This is a genomic window from Streptomyces sp. RK62 (assembly GCF_018070255.1).
Classification (GTDB): domain Bacteria; phylum Actinomycetota; class Actinomycetes; order Streptomycetales; family Streptomycetaceae; genus Streptomyces; species Streptomyces nigra.
Window position 1 is genome coordinate 205,760 of sequence record NZ_JAGPYD010000008.1, and the last position, 20,527, is coordinate 226,286.

General features: G+C 72.3%; 15 protein-coding genes and 3 tRNA genes. 6 read left to right on the top strand and 12 right to left on the bottom strand.

Annotated elements, in window-relative coordinates:
- Positions 1–15: 15 nt before the first annotated feature.
- A complete protein-coding gene (locus KBY32_RS17345) occupies positions 16–1,281 on the top strand; it encodes an FAD-dependent oxidoreductase (RefSeq protein WP_210980680.1) in 1,266 nt (421 codons plus the stop codon).
- Positions 1,282–1,310: 29 nt separating this feature from the next.
- Entirely contained in the window at positions 1,311–3,212 is a 1,902-nt protein-coding gene (gene dnaG, locus KBY32_RS17350; RefSeq protein ID WP_210980681.1) for a DNA primase, read from the top strand.
- Here dnaG and KBY32_RS17355 read toward each other — a convergent pair.
- Both KBY32_RS17355 and KBY32_RS17360 read right to left on the bottom strand, forming a co-directional pair.
- Positions 3,183–4,187, bottom strand: coding sequence for a nucleotidyl transferase AbiEii/AbiGii toxin family protein (locus KBY32_RS17355; protein WP_210980682.1), 1,005 nt, complete (start codon positions 4,185–4,187; stop codon positions 3,183–3,185). The two genes, dnaG and KBY32_RS17355, sit on opposite strands and share 30 nt — an antisense overlap.
- Positions 4,184–4,828, bottom strand: a complete 645-nt coding sequence (locus KBY32_RS17360; RefSeq protein WP_210980683.1) for a hypothetical protein — start codon at positions 4,826–4,828, stop codon at positions 4,184–4,186. The genes KBY32_RS17355 and KBY32_RS17360 overlap by 4 nt, the downstream gene beginning before the upstream one ends.
- 138 nt (positions 4,829–4,966) lie before the next feature.
- On the opposite strand from KBY32_RS17360, the gene KBY32_RS17365 reads away from it, so the two are divergent.
- Positions 4,967–6,259 carry an RNA polymerase sigma factor gene (locus KBY32_RS17365; RefSeq protein WP_108706744.1) on the top strand — a complete coding sequence of 431 codons (1,293 nt, stop codon included), beginning with the start codon at positions 4,967–4,969 and terminating at the stop codon, positions 6,257–6,259.
- A gap of 39 nt (positions 6,260–6,298) precedes the next feature.
- Here KBY32_RS17365 and KBY32_RS17370 read toward each other — a convergent pair whose 3' ends face one another.
- The 4 genes from KBY32_RS17370 to KBY32_RS17385 all read right to left on the bottom strand — a co-directional run bounded on the left by KBY32_RS17370 (position 6,299) and on the right by KBY32_RS17385 (position 11,944).
- Positions 6,299–8,227 carry an ABC transporter ATP-binding protein gene (locus tag KBY32_RS17370; RefSeq protein ID WP_055620815.1) on the bottom strand — a complete coding sequence of 643 codons (1,929 nt, stop codon included), beginning with the start codon at positions 8,225–8,227 and terminating at the stop codon, positions 6,299–6,301.
- Positions 8,227–9,960, bottom strand: coding sequence for an ABC transporter ATP-binding protein (locus KBY32_RS17375; RefSeq protein WP_055620814.1), 1,734 nt, complete (start codon positions 9,958–9,960; stop codon positions 8,227–8,229). The genes KBY32_RS17370 and KBY32_RS17375 overlap by 1 nt, the downstream gene beginning before the upstream one ends.
- 179 nt (positions 9,961–10,139) lie before the next feature.
- Positions 10,140–11,588 carry an FGGY-family carbohydrate kinase gene (locus KBY32_RS17380; RefSeq protein WP_115508707.1) on the bottom strand — a complete coding sequence of 483 codons (1,449 nt, stop codon included), beginning with the start codon at positions 11,586–11,588 and terminating at the stop codon, positions 10,140–10,142.
- A 47-nt stretch (positions 11,589–11,635) separates the two neighbouring features.
- Positions 11,636–11,944, bottom strand: coding sequence for a hypothetical protein (locus KBY32_RS17385; protein ID WP_055620812.1), 309 nt, complete (start codon positions 11,942–11,944; stop codon positions 11,636–11,638).
- 162 nt (positions 11,945–12,106) lie between these two features.
- Between KBY32_RS17385 and KBY32_RS17390 the strand changes: the two genes are divergently transcribed.
- The 3 genes from KBY32_RS17390 to KBY32_RS17400 all read left to right on the top strand — a co-directional run bounded on the left by KBY32_RS17390 (position 12,107) and on the right by KBY32_RS17400 (position 12,514).
- Positions 12,107–12,179: transfer RNA gene (locus KBY32_RS17390), tRNA-Asn, on the top strand.
- 5 nt (positions 12,180–12,184) lie between these two features.
- Positions 12,185–12,257 (top strand) — tRNA-Asn (locus tag KBY32_RS17395).
- A 180-nt stretch (positions 12,258–12,437) separates the two neighbouring features.
- Positions 12,438–12,514 (top strand) — tRNA-Ile (locus KBY32_RS17400).
- 47 nt (positions 12,515–12,561) lie between these two features.
- Here KBY32_RS17400 and KBY32_RS17405 read toward each other — a convergent pair.
- From KBY32_RS17405 to KBY32_RS17430, 6 genes are all read right to left on the bottom strand, one after another.
- Complete coding sequence (locus KBY32_RS17405) at positions 12,562–14,301, bottom strand: VanW family protein (protein ID WP_210980684.1); 1,740 nt, start codon at positions 14,299–14,301, stop codon at positions 12,562–12,564.
- 205 nt (positions 14,302–14,506) lie between these two features.
- Positions 14,507–15,607, bottom strand: a complete 1,101-nt coding sequence (locus KBY32_RS17410) for a DUF475 domain-containing protein (RefSeq protein WP_210980685.1) — start codon at positions 15,605–15,607, stop codon at positions 14,507–14,509.
- A 98-nt stretch (positions 15,608–15,705) separates the two neighbouring features.
- Positions 15,706–15,990, bottom strand: a complete 285-nt coding sequence (locus KBY32_RS17415) for a DUF1876 domain-containing protein (RefSeq protein ID WP_055620809.1) — start codon at positions 15,988–15,990, stop codon at positions 15,706–15,708.
- A gap of 381 nt (positions 15,991–16,371) precedes the next feature.
- Entirely contained in the window at positions 16,372–17,406 is a 1,035-nt protein-coding gene (locus KBY32_RS17420) for a rod shape-determining protein (RefSeq protein WP_055620808.1), read from the bottom strand.
- A 303-nt stretch (positions 17,407–17,709) separates the two neighbouring features.
- Positions 17,710–19,053, bottom strand: a complete 1,344-nt coding sequence (locus KBY32_RS17425) for a carboxyl transferase domain-containing protein (protein WP_055620807.1) — start codon at positions 19,051–19,053, stop codon at positions 17,710–17,712.
- Entirely contained in the window at positions 19,050–20,492 is a 1,443-nt protein-coding gene (locus KBY32_RS17430) for an acyl-CoA synthetase (RefSeq protein WP_210980686.1), read from the bottom strand. The genes KBY32_RS17425 and KBY32_RS17430 overlap by 4 nt, the downstream gene beginning before the upstream one ends.
- Positions 20,493–20,527 lie beyond the last annotated feature (35 nt).

A 20,527-nucleotide genomic window follows, 5' to 3' on the forward strand; every position in this document is an offset into this window, starting at 1 on the left:
ACGAGGAGGCATGAAGTGGTCGACGCGGATCAGACATTCGTCATCGTCGGAGGCGGACTGGCCGGCGCCAAGGCGGCCGAGACACTCCGCGCGGAGGGCTTCACCGGGCGGGTGATACTGATCTGCGACGAGCGCGACCACCCCTACGAGCGGCCCCCGCTGTCCAAGGGGTACGTCCTCGGCAAGGAGGAGCGCGACACCGTCTTCGTGCACGAACCCGCCTGGTACGCGCGCAACGACATCGAGCTGCACCTCGGCCAGACCGTCGACGCCATCGACCGCACCGCGAAGACGGTCCGGTTCGGCGAGGACGGCACCGTCGTCCACTACGACAAGCTGCTCCTCGCGACCGGCGCCGAGCCGCGCCGCCTGGACATCCCCGGCACCGACCTGGCCGGTGTGCACCATCTGCGCCGGCTCGCGCACGCCGAGCGTCTCAAAGGCGTCCTGACCTCCCTCGGCCGGGACAACGGCCACCTGGTGATCGCCGGCGCCGGCTGGATCGGCCTGGAGATCGCGGCGGCGGCCCGCGAGTACGGCGCCGAGGTCACCGTGATCGAGCATGGGCCGACCCCGCTGCACGGCGTGCTCGGCCCCGAGCTCGGCGCGCTCTTCGCCGAGCTGCACCGTGAGCACGGGGTGCGGTTCCACTTCGGGCGGCGGCTCACCGAGATCGTCGGGCAGGACGGCATGGTGCTGGCCGCCCGTACCGACGACGGCGAGGAGCACCCGGCGCACGACGTCCTCGCGGCCATCGGCGCCGCCCCGCGCACCGCCCTCGCGGAGGCCGCCGGCCTGGAGATCGCCGACGCCGCGTACGGCCGGGGCGTCGTGGTGGACGAGCGGCTGCGCACCTCCGACCCCGACGTCTACGCCGCCGGGGACGTGGCCTCCTTCCCGCACGCCCTGTACGGCACCCGGCTGCGGGTGGAGCACTGGGCGAACGCGCTCAACGGGGGCCCGGCCGCGGCCCGCGCCATGCTCGGCCGGGACGTCGTCTACGACCGCGTGCCCTACTTCTTCTCCGACCAGTACGACCTGGGGATGGAGTACAGCGGATGGGCGCCCGCCGGGTCGTACGACCAGGTCGTGATCCGCGGGGACGCCGGGAAGCGCGAGTTCATCGCCTTCTGGGTGAAGGAGGGCCGGGTGCTCGCCGGGATGAACGTCAACGTGTGGGACGTGACCGAACCGATCCAGAAACTGATCCGCTCCAGGGCCCGGGTGGACACCGAGAACCTGGCGAACCCCCACATTCCCCTCGAAGACCTCATCCCTTGAGTGTCCGACCGGCCCCGTAGAATTCACGCGTGGCAGGACGGATCAACGACGACGACGTGAAGGCGGTACGGGACGCGGTCCCGATCGACGCCGTCGTCTCCGAGTACCTCCAGCTGCGCAACGCCGGCGGCGGGAACCTGAAGGGGCTGTGCCCCTTCCACGACGAGAAGTCGCCGTCCTTCCAGGTCAGCCCCAGCAAGGGTCTCTTCCACTGCTTCGGCTGCCAGGAGGGCGGCGACACCATCACCTTCGTGATGAAGGTGGACCACCTCTCCTTCTCCGAGGCCGTCGAGCGCCTCGCCGCCCAGGCCGGCATCACCCTGCGCTACGAGGAGGGCGGCTACAACCCCTCCCACCAGCGCGGCGAGCGCATCCGTCTGGTCGAGGCCCACAAGATCGCCGCCGACTGGTACATGGAGCAGCTGGCGACCAGCCCGGAGGCCGACACCGGCCGCCAGTTCCTCGCCGAGCGCGGCTTCGACCAGGCCGCCGCCCAGCGCTTCTCCGTCGGCTACAGCCCGCAGGGCTGGGACCACCTCACCCGCTTCCTGCGCGGCAAGGGCTTCACCGACAAGGAGATCATCCTCTCCGGCCTGGCCCAGGAGGGCCGCCGCGGCCCCATCGACCGCTTCCGGGGCCGCCTGATGTGGCCGATCCGCGACATCGGCGGCGACGTCGTCGGCTTCGGCGCCCGCAAGCTGTACGAGGCGGACAACGGCCCGAAGTACCTCAACACCCCCGACACGGCGATCTACCGCAAGTCCCAGGTCCTGTACGGCATCGACCTCGCCAAGAAGGACATCGCCAAGGCGTCCCGCGCGGTCGTCGTCGAGGGCTACACCGACGTCATGGCCTGCCATCTCGCCGGGGTCACCACGGCCATCGCGACCTGCGGCACCGCGTTCGGCGGCGACCACATCAAGATCCTGCGCCGGCTCCTGATGGACAACGGCTCGGCCCGTGTGATCTTCACCTTCGACGGTGACGCGGCCGGCCAGAAGGCGGCCCTGCGCGCCTTCGAGGACGACCAGAAGTTCGCCGCCGAGACGTACATCGCGATCGCCCCCGACGGCATGGACCCCTGCGAGCTGCGCCTCGCCAAGGGCGACGACGCCGTCGCCGACCTGGTCGAACCGCGCACGCCGCTCTTCGAGTTCGCGCTCCGCCAGATCGTCGTCCGCTACGACCTCGACACCCCGGCGGGCCGCGCCGCCGCCCTGGACGAGGCCGCCCCGATCGTCGCCCGCATCAAGAACAGCGGCGCGCAGCACGAGGTCGCCGTCCAGCTCGCCGGCATGCTCGGCATCCTCGACACCCAGTTCGTGGTCAAGCGGGTCGCCCAGCTCGCCCGCTGGGCCCGCGACCGCGGCGGCCGCGGCCCTGCCCCCTCCTCCCGCCAGCAGCAGCCGTACGACGCAGCGCCCCGGCCCCGCGCCACCGGCCCGGCCCTCACCCTGCGCAACCCCGTCTACGCCACCGAGCGCGAGCTGCTCAAGCTCGCCCTCCAGCGCCCCGAGCTGGTCTCCCCGGCGTTCGACGCGTACGGCGTCGACGAGTTCACCGCCGCCCCCTACGCCGCCGTCCGCCAGGCGATCATGGATGCGGGCGGCGCGGAGTACGGCATCCAGGACCCGCAGGAGTATCTGGTCCGCGTCCGGGACGCCGCCCCCGACGACCAGGTCCGGGCGATGGTCACCGAGCTCGCCGTCGAGGCGATCATGCGCAGGACCGTCGACGAGAACTACGCGGGTGAACAGCTCGTCACCGTCCGCCGCCGCGCCGTCGAGCGCCGCGTCCGCGACATCCAGAGCCAGCTGACCCGCCTCGGCGCGGGCGGCGACCCGGCCCAGCTCGCCGCCGTGCAGAACGAGCTGTGGGTCCTCCAGCAGTACGACCAGGCCCTACGCACCCACGGCGCCACCGCCCTCTGACCGCCCGGCGAAAGTGGGCGCCACCGCCCGCTTCAGCCGCTCCACGAACGCCCGCTCGTCGTCCGCGTACTGCGGATACTCGGTCACGAAGTGCCGCCACTCGACGAACCTCAGCGCCTCCACCACGTTGTCGAAACTGACGTACTCCTGGTACGGGTAGGGCCACTCGCCCGAGAGCCGGAACACCTCGTGCAGCAGCTCGTACGGCAGCGGGTACCGCTCGGCGAGCAGCACCGCGTCGTACAGATCCTTGCCCTGCGCGTACATGTCGTCGATCAGCCACATCAGCTTCCAGGCCAGCGACAGCGCAGGGGTGGCCGCCTGGACGACCGCGCCGCCGGGCAGCTCCACGGGCCGGTGCGGCTCGGCCAGCCGCTCGTTGAAGACGAAGTCGAGCTGGACGTGCCCCCCGGGCAGGCCCGGCGCGCTCCACGGCAGCACCATCCGGCGGCCCGGCACCCGCTCATAGGTCCAGATGTCCTCCACGGCGGCACCCTCGGCCGACACCCGCACACCGTCCCCGGACGCCTCCTGCGCCGCCCGCGCGATCCCGTCGAGCATCCGCGCGGTGCGCTCCTCCTCCATCCGCCAGGTCTCCGGCACGACGACGAAATCCAGATCGCCGGGCTCCCGGGCGGCCTCGCCGAACCAGACGGACATCAGCACGCTGCCGCGCAGCACCAGCGCGTCGGCCCACTGCGACCCCGCGATCGCGGTGAGGACCAGGTCCAGCGCCCGGCGCCGGGCCGCCCGCCAGGCGTCCGTGCGCTCGGGGTCGGCGAACGCCGGGTCCGTGGCGCGATAGGCGTTCTGATGGTGCTTCATGGCCGGGTCGAACACCAGACGCTGCGCGACGTCCTCACCGGGCACCGTCCGCAGGGTCAGCGGCAGATCCTTGTCCCGCCGCGTGTCGTCGTCCAGCTCCTCGCGGGGCATCTCGCTCCACAGCCCCCACGTCCGCCAGGTCCCGCTCATCGCCGTGCCTCCCCCGTCATGAGGTCCCCGGCCCGTCCGGGACGCTCCTCGATCCAGCCGTCGTCCACGGACAGATCGCTGTCGTACAGTACGAACTCCCGCTCCACGTCCACCACGTCGAGCCCCGCCAGTTCGCCCAGAAGCCGCTCCAGCTCCTCTCCGGCGCCGGTGGCGTCCACCCCGCGGCACCGCTGCGTCACGAACCGCTCGTGCCGGGCGCCGACGGTCCGCCGCGCGTTCCACGACAGATGCGCGCCGTACGGCACCACCCGGGCGGCCAGCGCCCCGAGGTCCGTGTCCGCGGGCAGCCGCAGCTTCACATGGTGCTCGAAGTACTGCCCGCCGCCGCACGGTCCGGCCGGCACCTCCGGCGCCCAGGGCGCCGACTCGACCTTGACGCGCACCGGGACGAACCCGCCCGCCCGCAGCCGCGCCGCGACCTCCTCCGCGCTCGCCCGCGCCGTGGCCCGCGAGGGCGCGCCGGTCAGTGTGAGCATCGGCTGCGACGGCGTACGGCCGCGCGCCAGTTCGATGACGGTGAGCTTCAGACCCTCCGCGGCGGCCCAGCGGCGCAGCCGCCCGGTCTCCGCCGCGTCGGCGCAGCGCACCGTCACATGGGTTTCGTACAAAGATCCGGACACCGTCGCATGGTGTCAGAGCCCGCTCAGTACGGGCATCAGGGTTTCGCGCGGTCATAACCACGTGGTCACGAGCCGAACGCAAAAAGTCACCGCACGCCCCTCGTGGCGGTGATGTGTCGTACCCCACACTGGGGGGCGGTGCCTGAGTCCTCGGAGCGCGGCCGGTCCGTCCCCCACGGATCCCACACCCCCGCGGTTCCGCTCATCGCGTACGGGACGGACAGCGGCGAGGCCGCCGACTCCGCCCTCGAAGCAGCGCTGCCGTACGCCTCGGCAGCGATCACCCTGGAGGTCGCCCCCGTGCAGACCCAGACCCTCGTCGAGAACGACACCCGTACGGACGGCGCGGCGCCGGACGCGGACGACGGCGTGCTCGCCGCGGTCCCCCCGCAGAGCCGCGTCGCGCACCACCCGGAGAGCGAGCCGCAGGGCCCGCCCGACCCGCCCGCGGAGGCGCTCGACGACGCCACCGAGCCGGTCGAGGCACCGCTCCCGGCCCGGGTCCGCCCCGACACCAGCGGACCCACCTCCGACCTGTTCCGCCAGTACCTGCGGGAGATCGGCCGTATCCCGCTGCTCACCGCGGCCGAGGAGGTCGAGCTCGCCCGGCGCGTCGAGGCCGGCCTGTTCGCCGAGGAGAAGCTCGCCCGCACACCCGACCTGGAGAGCCGGCTCGCCCAGGACCTGGACCGGCTGGTCGTCATGGGCCGGATGGCCAAACGGCGGCTCATCGAGGCCAATCTGCGGCTCGTCGTGTCCGTCGCCAAACGGTACGTCGGACGCGGCCTGACCATGCTCGACCTCGTGCAGGAGGGCAACCTCGGACTCATCCGCGCCGTCGAGAAGTTCGACTACGCCCGCGGCTACAAGTTCTCCACGTACGCCACCTGGTGGATACGGCAGGCCATGTCCCGGGCCCTCGCCGACCAGGCCCGCACCATCCGGGTGCCCGTGCACGTGGTCGAGCTGATCAACCGGGTCGTCCGCGTCCAGCGGCGCATGCTCCAGGAACGCGGCTACGAACCCACCCCGGAGGAGGTCGCCGCCCATCTCGACCTGCCGCCCGAGCGGGTCAGCGAGGTGCTGCGGCTCGCCCAGGAACCCGTCTCGCTGCACGCCCCGGTCGGCGAGGAGGAGGACGTCGCCCTCGGCGACCTCATCGAGGACGGCGACGCCACGTCGCCGGTGGAGTCGGCGGCGTTCCTGCTGCTGCGCGAGCACCTGGAGGCGGTGCTGTCGACGCTGGGCGAGCGCGAACGCAAGGTCGTCCAGCTGCGGTACGGGCTCGCCGACGGGCGCCCGCGCACCCTGGAGGAGATAGGCCGTATCTTCGGCGTGACCCGGGAACGCATCCGCCAGATCGAGTCCAAGACCCTCAACAAGCTGCGCGACCACGCGTTCGCGGACCAGCTCAGGGGCTACCTGGACTGAGAGGGGGCCGTCCCGCGACGGCCCCTCCCCGACCGCCTCCTAGTCCACTTCCGCGACCGCCTGCGCGAACTGCGCCTTGTACAGGCGCGCGTAGGCCCCGTTAGCCGTCAACAGCTCGGCGTGCGCGCCCTGTTCGACGATCGCGCCGTTCTCCATGACGAGGATGGTGTCCGCGTCCCGGATCGTCGACAGCCGGTGCGCGATGACGAACGACGTCCGCCCGTGCGCCAGTTTGGCCATCGCCTTCTGGATCAGCACCTCGGTCCGGGTGTCGACGGACGACGTCGCCTCGTCCAGCACCAGGATGACCGGGTCCGACAGGAACGCCCGCGCGATCGTGATCAGCTGCTTCTCGCCCGCGCTGACTCCCGACCCCTCGTCGTCGATCACCGTGTCGTACCCGTCGGGCAGCGTACGGATGAACCGGTCGGCGTGCGCGGCCCGCGCCGCCTCCTCGATCTCGCCCCGGGTGACGTCCCGGGCCGCCCCGTACGCGATGTTCTCCGCGATGGTGCCGCCGAACAGCCACGTGTCCTGGAGCACCATGCCGATCCCGGACCGCAGTTCGTCCCGGGACATCCGCGCGATGTCGACGCCGTCCAGCGTGATCCGGCCCGACGACACGTCGTAGAACCGCATCAGCAGATTGACCAGCGTCGTCTTGCCGGCGCCGGTCGGGCCGACGATCGCGACCGTGTGCCCGGGCTCCACCGTCAGCGACAGATCCTCGATCAGCGGCTTGTCCGGCTCGTACCGGAAGGACACGTGCTCCAGCGCCACCCGGCCGCGCAGCTCCTCCGGCCGCACCCCCGGTACCGGGTCCGCCGACTGCTCCTCGGCGTCCAGCACCTCGAAGATCCGCTCGGCGGACGCCACCCCGGACTGCACGAGGTTCGCCATGGACGCGACCTGCGTCAGCGGCATCGAGAACTGCCGCGAGTACTGGATGAACGCCTGCACATCGCCGATGGACAGCGCGCCCGACGCGACCCGCAGCCCGCCGACCACCGCGACCAGCACATAGTTGAGGTTCGACACGAACAGCATCAGCGGCTGCATGATCCCGCTGTTGAACTGGGCCTTGAACCCGGCCTCGTACAGCGCCTCGTTCTGCTCGGCGAACTGCCGCGCCGACTCCTCCTGCCGGCCGAACACCTTCACCAGCGTGTGCCCGGTGTACATCTCCTCGACATGCGCGTTGAGCTTGCCGGTCGTGCGCCACTGCTGCACGAAGTGCGGCTGCGACCGCTTGCCCACCCGGGTGGCGACGACGAACGACAGCGGCACGGTCACCAGCGCGACCAGCGCCAGCAGCCACGACACCCAGAACATCACCGCCAGCACACCGATGATGGTCAGCACCGAGTTGATCAGCTGGCCCATCGACTGCTGCAGCGTCTGCCCGATGTTGTCGATGTCGTTGGTCGCCCGGGACAGCACCTCACCGCGCTGCCGCTTGTCGAAGTACGACAGCGGCAGCCGCGACAGCTTCGTCTGCACGTCCTCGCGCATCCGGTACATCGTGCGGTTCACGGCCCGGTTCACCAGCCGCGTCGCCACCGCCATCAGCAGACCCGCGGCGGCGAACACCGCGAGCGCGACCAGCAGGACGTTCCCCACGGCCGTGAAGTCGATGCCCTGGCCGGGGGTGAAGTCGGTGCTGCGCAGCATGTCCGCGATCCGGCCGTCACCGCGCTCCCGCATCGCCGCGAGGACCTGCTCCTTGGACATCCCGGGCTCGAACTGCCGCCCGACGATGCCCGCGAACACCAGGTCGGTGGCCTTGCCGAGGATCTTCGGCCCGGCGACCGACAGACCCACGCTCACCACCACGCACAGCAGCAGCACATAGATGGTCAGCCGCTCCGGCGCGAACCGCGCCACGAGCCGGCGGCCCGACCCCTTGAAGTCCAGCGAACGCTGGTCGGGACCGCCGCCGGCCATCATCCGTCCCATGGGCCCGGCCATCAGGCGGCCTCCGCTTCCGTCAGCTGGGAGAGCACGATCTCCCGGTAGGTCTCGTTGTCCGCCATCAGCTCGTGGTGCCGGCCGGTGCCGACCACCTGCCCCTCGTCCAGCACGACGATCCGGTCCGCGTCCCGGATCGTCGCCACCCGCTGGGCGACGATGACGACGGTCGCCTCGGCGGTCTCCCGCGACAGCGCCGAGCGCAGCGCGGCGTCCGTGGCGTAGTCGAGGGCGGAGAAGGAGTCGTCGAACAGATAGATCTCGGGGCGCTGCACCAGCGTCCGCGCGATCGCGAGACGCTGCCGCTGCCCGCCGGAGACGTTCGTGCCGCCCTGCGCGATCGGCGCGTCCAGCCCGCCCTCCAGCCGCTCCACGAACTCCCTGGCCTGCGCCACCTCCAGCGCGTGCCACAGCTCGTCGTCCGTGGCGTCCGGATTGCCGTACCGCAGGTTCGTGGCCACCGTGCCCGCGAAGAGGTACGGCTTCTGCGGCACCAGGCCGACGGTGCGGGCGAGCAGCCGCGGGTCGAGCCCGCTGACGTCCTCGCCGTTCACGAGGACCCGGCCCTCCGTCGCGTCGAACAGGCGGGGCACCAGCCCCAGCAGGGTCGACTTGCCGCTGCCGGTCGAGCCGATGACGGCGGTCACCTCACCGGGCCGGGCCTCCAGGTCGATCGACGTCAGCACCGGCTCCTCGGCGCCCGGATAGCGGAAGCCCGCGCCCCGGATCTCCAGATGCCCGTGCCGGCGCAGCTCGGTCACCGGAGCCTTCGGCGGGACCACGCTGGAGGAGGTGTCCAGGACCTCCTGGATGCGCTCGGCGCACACCTCGGCGCGCGGCACCATCATGAACATGAAGGTGGCCATCATCACGGACATCACGATCTGCATCAGATAGGCGAGGAACGCCGTCAGATCGCCGATCTGCATCCCGCCGCTGTCGATCCGGTGCGCGCCGAACCACACCACCGCGATGGACGACAGGTTCACCACCGTCATGACGATCGGGAACATCAGCGCGAGCAGCCGGCCGGTGCCCAGCGCCATGTCGGTGAGCTCGGTGTTGGCCTTCCGGAACCGCTGCTGCTCGTACTCGTCACGGACGAACGCGCGGATCACCCGGTTGCCGCTGATCTGCTCGCGCAGCACGCGGTTCACCGTGTCCAGCCGCACCTGCATGGCCCGGAACAGCGGCCGCAGCCGGCGCACGATCAGCGTCACACAGATGCCGAGCACCGGGACCACCGCGACCAGCACCGCCGACAGCGGCACGTCGAGACCGAGCGCCAGCACGATCCCGCCGACGCACATGATGGGCGCCGACACCATGAGCGTGAACGTCATCAGCGCCAGCATCTGCACCTGCTGGACGTCGTTCGTGGTCCGCGTGATCAGCGAGGGCGCCCCGAACTGGCCCACCTCGCGCGCCGAGAACGACTGCACCCGGTCGAAGACGGCGGCCCGTACGTCCCGCCCCAGCGCCGAGGCGGTCCGGGCGCCGTAGTACACGGCACCGACGTTGCACACCACCTGCACCAGCGAGATGCCGATCATCAGCGCCCCGAAGGACATGATGTAGCCGGTGTCGCCGTTGACGACGCCCTTGTCGATGATGTCGGCGTTCAGGGTGGGCAGATAGAGGGTGGCGCAGGTCTGCAGGAACTGCAGCAGCACCAGCCAGCCGATGGAACGGCGGTAGGGCCTGAGGTAGGTCCGCAGGAGTCGTATGAGCACGCTGCTTCTCTCGCAGTGGTCGGGTCGGCGACGGGGCGCGGGCTTGGTTGCCCCTGGCCCCTATCGTCCGACACTCCCGCCGCGTTACCTCAACCGATTAAGCCGTCGGCGCCGCTCCGTACGGCCTTATGGGTACGGCTTCCTACCGGTCTCTTACCTTCCGCCCCCCGCCCGGCCCGCTACCGGAACGCCCCGGGATGCGTCTGCTCGCGCACCGACACGTACTGCTGGCGCACCGCCTGGCCGACCGCCAGCTCGTCGCCGGGGTCCAGCACCTGCGCCGCCGGGCCCTGCCAGAGCGGCGGGGTCCGCGGGTCGAGGGTGCCCTGGGTGGCGCCCAGCGCCCACGCCGCCTGCCGCGCGGCACCGATCGCCGCGTAGTCCGCGGGCTGCGGGACGACGACCTGCGCGCCGAACAGCGACGGCGCCGCCGCCTGCACGGCCGGCAGCTCGGCGGCCGCCCCGAGGAGGAAGACCCGGCGCACCTCGACACCCCGGCCGCGCAGCACGTCCAGCGCGTCCGCGAGCCCGCACAGCATGCCCTCGAACGCGGCCCGCGCCAGATGCTCCGGCTTCATCGACTCCCGGCGCAGCCCCGACAGGGTGCCCGCGGTGTGCGGCAGGTTCGGGGTCCGCTCACCCTCCAGATAGGGGAGCAGCACCAGACCGTGGGCTCCCGGCGTCGACTTCATCGCCAGGTCGGACAGGCTCTCCAGGTCGGGCAGCGAGAGGAGTTCGGCGGTGCCGCGCAGGGTGCGCACCGCGTTGAGCGTGGTGACGACCGGCAGATGCATACCGGTCGCGTCGGCCAGCGAGGTGATCATCCCGGAGCCGTCCATGAGCGCCTCGGGGTGGACGGCCATCACGGACCCGGACGCGCCGAGCGAGACGACCGCGTCGCCCAGTCCGATGCCGAGCCCGAACGCGGCGGCCATGGTCTCGCCGGTCCCGGCGGAGATCAGCAGCCCCTCCGGGGTCGTACCGGCCGCCTGGGAGGGGCCGATCACCTCCGGGAGCATCGCCGGGTGGCCGAGCGCCAGCTCCACCAGATCGGAGCGGTAGACGCCGCCCGCCGCCGACCAGTAGCCGGTGGAGGAGGCCCCGCCCCGGTCGGTCGTACGGCGCACCGGCCGGCCCAGCAGCTGCCACACCAGCCAGTCGTGGGCCTGCAGCAGGACGGCGGTGCGCGCCGCGTGCTCCGGCTCGGTCTTGGCGAGCCAGCGCAGCTTGGTGACCGGCTGCGCCGCCTGCGGCACGCACCCCACCGCCTGCGCCCACGCCTCGCGCCCGCCGAGCGCGTCGATCAGGTCGGCCGCCGCGACCTGGGCCCGCTTGTCGCCGCCGACCATCGCGGGACGCACGGTGTTGCCCTGCGCGTCGACCGGCACCAACGCGTTCTGCTGCGCGGACACGCCGATGGCCTGGACGCCCTCGAGGAGGCCGCCGCCGGCGGCCTCGCCGAGGGAGAGCAGCCACGCCTGCGGGTCGACGTCGGAGGGGCGCGCACCGTCCGGCGACTCCACCGGGTGCGGGGCATAACCCTGCCTGAGCACGGCGCCCGAGTCCGTGTCACAGACGACGATGCGAGTGAAATCGGGCGAACTGTCCAACCCGGCGACTATCCCCATAGGCCAAATTGTGCCGCAGGGCGGCGCCTGCTCGGGCCGCGGGCCGCTCAGGTGTTGCTGGTGCCCCAGTCGTCCTCGGCGCCTCCGTTGTGGGCGCTGCGTTCGCGGAGGTTGCGGACGCGATCGGCGACGGACGCGGGAACGCGGTCCCCGACCTTGTCGCTGACCGTGTGATACGCCTTGCCCGCGAAGACCCGGCCCTGCTGGGCCGCCGTCTCGGCGGTGTTGCGCACCGCCGGGTTGTGCGAGATCTCCCGGGCCGTCTTCTTGAGCTGCTCGTAGCGCTCGCGTCCGGCGCGAGTGCCGAGCACGTAACCGACGGCGAGTCCGACGACGAACGTGAGCCGGTAGCGCATGGCGGCCACCCTTCCCTTTGCCTAGGTCCCTGATGCGGCGTCGGCGCCCCGGGGGGAACCGATTGGCGGAGCACCCCCCTGCTTGCGCTAATGTATGTGTCGCAGCGAGCGCACGCCCCCTGGCGAATACCCAGGTAGGTACGTTCGATGCAAACGAGGCATTCCTCCGTAGCTCAATTGGCAGAGCAGCCGGCTGTTAACCGGCAGGTTACTGGTTCGAGTCCAGTCGGGGGAGCTCGGTCCTCCGTAGCTCAATTGGCAGAGCAGCCGGCTGTTAACCGGCAGGTTACTGGTTCGAGTCCAGTCGGGGGAGCATGCTGAACGAGGACCCCCGTCGGGGTCCTTTTTCATGCCTTCCCACCTGCGGCGGGAACCGTGCAGGTCGCAGCGGTGTCCTTCAGGGCATGCGAAGTCGACCATACGAAGCAGGAGATCGTATGAGCGGCTATGCTGCGGCAGACGGCGCGCACACATGTACGCGACACGCCGCTATGGGGCGGTAGCTCAGCCGGTTAGAGCAGCGGACTCATAATCCGTCGGCCGTGGGTTCGAGTCCCACCCGCCCCACCAGGCGCCACCCGTGCAGAAACGATGCGGCCAGGCCGTTGCCGGGGGAATCACTCGCAGACGATCTCGTCCCGCGGGTCGTAGTGCGTGCGGAACGGCTCCCGCTTCACCACGCGGCCGTCCTGGACGAAGACCCGCTGCACGGTCACGTCGAATCCCTCCAGCGGGGTCTGGGGGACGCACCGGTCGCCGCTCAGGACCTTGCGCTCGGGCTGCTTGACGTTGGTGCGCGGGCCCTTCACGGAGCCGATCTCGTCGTACTTGCGGGTGCCGAGGAACGAGATCGTCACCGAGTGGTCGGTGGACTCGGCCTGGATGTAGAGGGCGTGTCCCGAGTCGTTCGTGAAGCGCAGGTCCAGGCTGCCCCAGGCGACCGTGGCCTCCCGGCCCTCCGGGTAGCGCTCGATGTAGAAGGAGTGGGCGCCGTGCTCGACGGGCTTGACGCCCGCGAACCACAGCGCGTTGAAGACGGTCGTGGCGACCGCCGAGACACCGCCGCCGGGCGCCTTACGGAACTCGTCGTCGTAGATCATGATGCCGTCGACGAAGCCGTTCTCCGGGGTGCGTTCGCCGACCCTGCGGTTGAAGCTCCAGGTCTCGCCCGGCATCACGACGGAGCCGTTGATCAGCTCCACCGCGCGGCCGATGTTCCGGGTGCGGTACGGGGCCGGGTCGAAGTTCACGGTGAACGACGACATCTTCTCGCGCAGGCCCAGCCGGTCCACGTTGGCCCGGGTGACCTGAGGTTCGCTCACCCGGGTGGCGATCTCGCCGCTGCGGGCGGCGCCCCGCCTGGTCAGCAGCGGCAGTACGGCCTTGCCCAGCGCCTTGTCGGTGACCACATGGCCCGCGTGGCCGTCCTCGGCGACGCCGACCCGGTCGCCGACGAGGCGCAGCTCGGCGTTGGCGGCCCGGGTGGGCAGCGCGGACAGCGGTCTGGCCACCGCCGGGTCGGCGCGCAGCCCGGCCGCGTCCAACTTGGGTACGAGCTTGCCCGTGTCGTCCGGGCGCATCGTCAGATACCGGCCCAGGACGGGCTGCTCGACGGTGAAGCGGTGGTCGGCGGCGGTCAGGGTGACCGGGGCCGACATGGCCGGCTCGGCGAACTCGCGCACCGCACGGTCGACCTCGCGGTCCGTCACCTTCGGCGCGGTCGCGCGGGCCGGCAGCTTCGTGACGGCCCGGGCGTCGCCGCGTGCGAAGGCGTCCCGCAGCGGGTCGACGGCCGCGTCCGTGTCCAGGACGTGACCCTGGTGCGGGGCGACCCGGTGGACCTCGCCGTCCTCGAAGGTCACGCCGCCCTCGCGGACCTTCTGGTCGGCGTCCCGCGCGACCTTCTTCAGTTCCGCGTGCGCCTTGTCCTCGTCGACGCGCACCGAGGGCTCGACCGGGCCGCCCGAGCGGAACAGGCCGCCGATCACGGTGAACGGGTCGAGGGCGCCGCTGCGGCTCGCCCGGTCGACGGTGGCCTCGTGGTCGAAGGTGATGCCGAGCCGGCGCGGGTCGACGGTGCCCTCGCGGTCGCCGACCGTCACCCGCAGGCTGCGGGCGGCGGCCGGGGCGAGGCGGTCGTCCAGGCGGTGCACGGCCTCGGCGCGGCTCAGCCCGCCGATGTCGACACCCCGCACCGTCGTCCCGTCCTCTATGTCCCCGCCCGCGGCGAGGAGCCCCGCGAGATACAGGCCGCCGAAGCCGACGGCGAGGGTGCCGCCGGCCAGGGCGTACGGACGGACGGAGGCCACGCGGGACGACGGGCCCTTTCGCGGCGAGGAGGGGGCGCGCAGACGCATGGAACTCCCGGGCGGACGGATCGGCTGGACGGAGCGTCGCTCGATGCGGCGCTGTGCGCGAAGGCAAACACATCCAGCTAGCCATAAGCGGATGAAAACGCCTATGTCGAACACCACGTATGGTCCGGATCACGCCGGCGCCGTAGCCGCCCGGCCCCGTGAACACGCCCTCACGCCGTGCGTGGCGTGAGCCGTCTCACAGACCCTAGGTCCCCTCGGCCGCCGCGAGGGCCCTGTTGCGGCGGACGGACGCGAGGAAGGAGGAGGCGATCAGGACGACGCCGACCAGGCCGGTGACGACCTCGTTGAGCTCGTACCGGATGGTGACCAGCAGGATCACCGAGAGCGCGCCGATGGCGTAGTGGGCGCCGTGCTCCAGGTACACGTAGTCGTCGAGGGTGCCCTGGCGGACCAGGTAGACCGTGAGGGAGCGGACGTAGAGGGCGCCGATGCCGAGGCCCAGCGCCATCCAGAAGATGTGGTTCGTGATCGCGAAGGCGCCGATCACCCCGTCGAAGGAGAACGACGCGTCCAGGACCTCGAGGTAGAGGAAGAGGAAGAACGCCGCCTTGCCGGCGAGGGCGGCCACCGGGCGTCCGCCCCCGGTGCCGGCCCGCCGCTCCTCCTCGTGCTCGCGTTCCTCCTCCGCCTCGATGCGGTGCTCGAAGTGCGAGGACAGACCGCCGACCGCGAGATAGGTGACCAGGCCGGCGACGCCCGCCAGCAGGACGGTGGCCGCCTTGTCCGCGTGGCCCGTGCTGACGTGCGCCTGTCCGGCGACAGTCGTGGCCGCCACCAGCAGCACGATCAGTGCCGCACAGGGCGCCAGCAGATCGATCCGCCCGAGCCGGGCGAGCGGGCGCTCCACCCAGGTCAGCCAGGTGATCTCGCGCTCCGCCAGGATGAACTCCAGGAAGATCATCAGCAGGAACATGCCGCCGAAGGCGGCGATCGCCGGATGCGCGTCGGTGACGAGGGCCTCGTAGCGGTCCGGGTCGTCGACGGCCAGCCGTACGGCCTCCACGGGCCCGACCCTGGCGCTGATCGCGACGATCACGACCGGGAACACCAGCCGCATCCCGAACACGGCGATGAGCACGCCGACGGTCAGGAAGATCCGCTGCCAGAAGGGGTTCATCCGCTTCAGGATCCCGGCGTTGACGACCGCGTTGTCGAAGGACAGCGAGATCTCCAGCACGGACAGGATCAGCACGACCCCGAACGCCTCCCAGCCCCACACCCAGGCCGCGAAGACGAGGCCGAGCACCGTGACGCCCATCGACCAGCCGAAGGTCCTCAGCAGCATCGCTCTCCAGGGGGTCGGGCGGCGCCGGGGGCGCGCGGCGGACGGACGACGGTCCCACCAGTACCAGGGGGATCACCGGGTAAACCGGCCGCCGTCGCTCAGGGGCGTTCCCAGGCTCCGCCCGCCGTCCGCTCGGCGGGACCGGCCAGGGCGACGATGTCGTCGTCCGCGACCTCGTGCAGCCGCAGCGCCAGATCCTCCAGGGCCCGGCAGGCGGCCAGCTCGTCACCGATCTCGGGGACGGGGCGGTCGACGGGATTGCGGTGGGCCGCGCCCCGGCCGGTCACCGTCGACGTGTCCGGGGTGGTCAGCACGGCCTCGGCGACGGTGTCGTCACCGTCCTCGGTGATGTGGATGTGGACGGTCCAGTTCTTGTCATCCATGGAGATCACTTCCGCGGGAAGAGTGCCCTATGGACGAGCGTGCGCCTGTTCCCCCGGCGGGGTCCACTCCGCCCGCGGGAAGCCGGCGTCTCCGCTCGTGGGAAGGGGCGTCTCCGCCCGGGGGAGGACGCCCGCTTCCAACCGCTCCCCCTGCGGAGGCATGACAAGTGCCTGCGTGGGCACGATGTGCCGAAAGGTTGCGGAGAGAAGGCTGGTCGCAACGGACCCGGAGACGAGGAGGCCGCCATGAAGGGCCAGACGTACGTTCGCGTTCGGGTCACCCGCCGGCCGTCCGCCCCCCGGGACACCAGGGGCGAGATCGACCGGCGCACTCCCTCGGGCCGGATCCTTCCGTACTGACACCTATGAAGACCGGGCCGCTCAGGTCGCCGGGTCCAGCTCCAGAGGCTCGATCCGGCCCTCCAGCATGGTGCCGAGGCCCTGTACGGCGCAGACGTCGGGCCGCTCCGCGATGTGCACCGGCATGCTGGTGGCCTGCCGCAGCATCTCGTCGAAGCCGGGGAGCAGGGCGCTGCCGCCGACCATCATGATCCCCCGGTCGGCGAGGTCGGCGACCAGGTCGGGCGGGCAGTCCCGGAGCACCTTGCCGATGCTGTCGAGGACGGCGGTGAGCGGGGTCTGGATGGCGTCCCGCACGGCGGCGGTGTCGACCCGCACGGAGCGGGCGAGCCCGGTGCAGACGTCCCGGCCGTGGATCTCCGTTGAGGCGGGGCCCTGCGCGGTCAGGCCGTTGCCGGACAGCGCCAGCTGGAGCGGGCGGACGTTCTGGCTGGGCAGCATCAGTTCGTGCTGGTGGCGCAGGTGCTGCACGATCGCGTGGTCCACGGCCTCGCCGCCGACCCGGACCCGCTCGGCGGCCACGATGCTGCCCAGCGACAGCACGGCCACCTCGGTCGCGGCCGCCCCGCACACCATGATCATGCTGGCCTCGGGCTGCTCGACGGGCAGTCCGCAGCCGACGGCGGCGGCGATCAGCGTGTCCACCAGCTCCACCCGGCGGGCGCCGAGGCCGACCAGCGTCTCGATGGCGGCGCGCTGGGCGAGCGGGTCGGCGTCGTGCGGGGTGCACACCGCGGCCCGCAGAAAGGGCCGGCGGCGCAGACTGCGGCGCATCTTGTCGCCCAGGAGGTGACGCAGCATCCGCTGCGCCATCTCGATGTCGACGACGGTGCCCCCGGAGACGGGCCGTACGACGCGGATGTAGTCCGGGGTGCGGCCGGTCATCCGCTCCGCGAACTCGCCGACCGCGATGAGCGCGCCGGTACGGGTGTTGACGGCGGCGGCCGAGGGTTGGTCGACGACGAGACCGGCCCCCTTCACAAAGACGCGGGTCCTGGCCGCCCCCAGATCGACGGCGAAGTGGCAGCGTCGCAGCTGTTCCAGCGTGGCGGTCATGGCGGTCCTCCCGAGAGCGCGAACCAAGGGTCCGCCGGGTGGGTGGCGGGCCTCGCGTGGGGTGCGTGGTCGTGTGGTCGCAAGGCCGTTGGTGTGCCGGCCTCCCTCGCATCGTGCGGGCCGCCGGGTGGGCGGCGCCTTCTGGAGGGGGCCGGGCGGGGTGCCGCTGAATGGGGGTTTCTGTGCCTGAGGGGGCGTCAGGCGGCGTGTCGCAGCACGGGGAGCGGGACCGACTCGGGTACGGCCGCGGCGGGCCTCCCGGGTCTGTTCCGGAGGGCCCGCCGCGACCGTACCCGTGCGCCGCTAGCTTCCGACGACGCCCCGGATCACGCCCGCCTCCACGAGGTCCTGCGGGCGCAGGCGGAGCTGGTCCGCCGTCGCGTCGGCCTCGTCGGGGCCGCGCTTGAGGATCGCCGCCGCGAGCTCCGGCGCGATGACGGAGAAGTAGCTGTCCGGTGTGGCCCAGGTGTTGCCCGGCGCCGCGAGGGCGAGCGCGCCGCCCGAGCCGCCCTCGCCGATCAGCAGGGTCGTCACCGGGGTGCGGACCGACGCCAGCACCGTGAAGAGGTCCGCGATGGCCGCGCCGACGCCCTGGCGCTCCGCCTCCGCGTCGTTCGCCGCCCCCGGCGTGTCCACCAGCGTCAGCACCGGGATGCCGAGCCGGTCGGCGAGCCGGATCAGCCGTGCCGCGGTGCGGTATCCGGCGGGGCGGGTGGCCGTCCCGGTCTGCGCGGCGTACGCGACCGTCCTGCCCTCATGCTCGCCGAAGCCGCACAGCACGCCCTCGGGGTCCGCGCCGCCGCACCGGTCGCCGGTGACGGTGACCCGGTGCGTGAAGTAGGCGTCCAGATAGCGCGCGGCGCGTGGCCGCTCGGGGGAGCGGGCCCGGCGTACGGCGTCCCGGCCCGAGTCCGGCGCCGTGGTGCCGCCGAGCGCGCGCGGCGGGGGTGCCGCCTCCTGGGAGGGCGCCGTCAGCAGCCGTAGCCAGCGACCCAGTTCACGGCGCAGCAGGCCCGGCCGGACCAGCGCGTCGATCGCGCCGGACGCCAGCTGGGCCTCGGCCGTGTAGGCGGCCGGGTCGGCGTCCGGCGGGCGGACCCGGGAGCCCGCGAAGCCGACCTGGGCGCCGGGCAGCGCGAGCGTGACGTCGGCGCCCGCGCCGAGCGTGGCCCAGCCGCCGCCGGTCGTCGGGTCGCGCAGCACCGCGATCTGCGGCAGCCCGGCGGCCCGGGTGAGCGCGGACTCGCGGGCCACGCGCTGCAGCTGGGTGAGCGCGTGCATGCCCTCCTGCATCCGGCTGCCGCCCGTCGCCACCAACGGCACCACAGGCAGGCGGTGTTCACGGGCGTGCCGGTACGCCGCCTCCAGCCGGTCGCCGGTGCGCACGCCGAGCGAGCCGCCCAGATAGCCGAACTCGAAGGCGATCAGCACCGCGCGGGTGCCCTCGACGCTGCCGGTGCCGCACACCACGGACTCCCGCTCGCCGGTGCGGGCGGCGGCCAGGGCACGGGCGTCGCCGTACCCCTCCCAGTCCAGCGGGCCGTCGGGCCGGTCCCCGGACGCGGGGGTGCCGTCGCCGGGGCGCAGCTCGGTGAAGTCCTCGGCGACCAGGGCGATGACCTGGCGGGCCGTCAGGCGCTCCGTCATGCGCCCAGCGCCCGCTTCATGATCTTCCCCATGTCGTTGCGGGGCAGCACGTCCAGGTAGTGGACGCGGCGCGGGCGCTTGTGCGGGGCGAGCCGCCCGGCGACATGATCGGCCAGCTCGTCGGCCGACGGGGGCGTCTGCGGGTCCGCCGGGACGACCCAGGCCACGATCCGCTCACCGAGGTCCGCGTCCGGTTCCCCGGTGACGGCCGCCTCCCGCACCCCGGGGTGCTCCAGCAGCGCGTTCTCGATCTCCCCGGCGCCGATCTTGTACCCGCCGCTCTTGATCAGGTCGGTGGCCTTGCGGCCGACGATCCGGACGTAGCCGTCGGGGTCGCGCACCGCCATGTCGCCGGTGCGGAACCAGCCGTCCGCCGTGAAGGCGTCCCGCGTGGCGTCCGGCCGGTTGAGGTACTCGGTGAACAGGTTCGGGCCGCGCACCTGGATCTCGCCGACGCTCTCCCCGTCGTACGACGTCAGCGGGGTGCCGTCCTCCTCGACCAGCCGCAGCTCCACCCCGGGCAGCGGGACGCCGACCGTGCCGGCCCTGCGCTCGCCGTCGGCGCGGACGCTGGTGTTCATCAGCGTCTCCGTCATGCCGTACCGCTCGACGACCCGCTGCCCGGTCGCGGCCGTGATCCGCTCGTGGTCGTGGACGGGGAGCGCCGCCGAACCCGACACGAGCAGCCGGGCCTTGCCGAGCGCCTGCGCCAGTCCCGGCTCCTCGGGCAGCGCCTGCGCGATGCGGTGGTACATCGTCGGCACGCCGAACAGCATGGTCGCGCCCTCGTCCAGCTCCCGGGCCACGCCCTCGGTGCCGAACCGGCCGAGATGGCGCAGCGATCCGCCGCGGCGCAGCGGGCCGAGCACGCCGAGGACGAGACCGTGCACATGGAACAAGGGGAGCCCGTGCACGAGGACGTCCTCGGCGGTCCACTGCCAGGCGTCCGCGAGCGCGTCCAGGGTGTGCGCGACGGCCCGGCGGGGGATGACGGCGCCCTTGGGCGGACCGGTGGTGCCGGAGGTGTAGACGACCAGCGCGGCCTGCTCGTCGGGGACCTCGGTGCCGGGCAGCTCACCGGCGGCGTGCACATCGACGTCGACGCGCTCCAAGCCGGCCAGCGGGGCGGGCAGTTCGTCCCCGGGGGCGGCGAGCACCACCGACGGGGCGCTGTCGGACAGGATGTGCCCCAGCTCCCGGTCGCCCGACTTCGGGTTGAGCGGTACGGCGGCGGCACGGGCCTCCAGCGCCGCCACCACCGCCACGGCGGTCTCCAGCGCGGGTGTCGCCCACACCGCGACGCGGCTCGCGCCGCCGATCCGTGCGGCGAGGGCACCGGCGGCGGCGCCCAGCTCGCCGTACGTCAGGGTGCGGTCGCCGAACCGCAGGGCGGCGCGCCCCGCCGGGGCGTCCACGAGGGCCGGGAAGAGAGAGGACACGCGTCGTACTCCTTGACTGCTCGACGGGGACGGCC

Excerpts from the sequence above, each read along its gene's own strand:
- KBY32_RS17355 (WP_210980682.1), bottom strand. The coding sequence starts at position 4,187 with ATGAGCGGGACCTGGCGGACGTGGGGGCTGTGGAGCGAGATGCCCCGC.
- KBY32_RS17370 (WP_055620815.1), bottom strand. The coding sequence starts at position 8,227 with ATGGCCGGGCCCATGGGACGGATGATGGCCGGCGGCGGTCCCGACCAG.
- KBY32_RS17380 (WP_115508707.1), bottom strand. The coding sequence starts at position 11,588 with ATGGGGATAGTCGCCGGGTTGGACAGTTCGCCCGATTTCACTCGCATC.
- KBY32_RS17385 (WP_055620812.1), bottom strand. The coding sequence starts at position 11,944 with ATGCGCTACCGGCTCACGTTCGTCGTCGGACTCGCCGTCGGTTACGTG.
- KBY32_RS17405 (WP_210980684.1), bottom strand. The coding sequence starts at position 14,301 with ATGCGTCTGCGCGCCCCCTCCTCGCCGCGAAAGGGCCCGTCGTCCCGC.
- KBY32_RS17410 (WP_210980685.1), bottom strand. The coding sequence starts at position 15,607 with ATGCTGCTGAGGACCTTCGGCTGGTCGATGGGCGTCACGGTGCTCGGC.
- KBY32_RS17415 (WP_055620809.1), bottom strand. The coding sequence starts at position 15,990 with ATGGATGACAAGAACTGGACCGTCCACATCCACATCACCGAGGACGGT.
- KBY32_RS17420 (WP_055620808.1), bottom strand. The coding sequence starts at position 17,406 with ATGACCGCCACGCTGGAACAGCTGCGACGCTGCCACTTCGCCGTCGAT.
- KBY32_RS17425 (WP_055620807.1), bottom strand. The coding sequence starts at position 19,053 with ATGACGGAGCGCCTGACGGCCCGCCAGGTCATCGCCCTGGTCGCCGAG.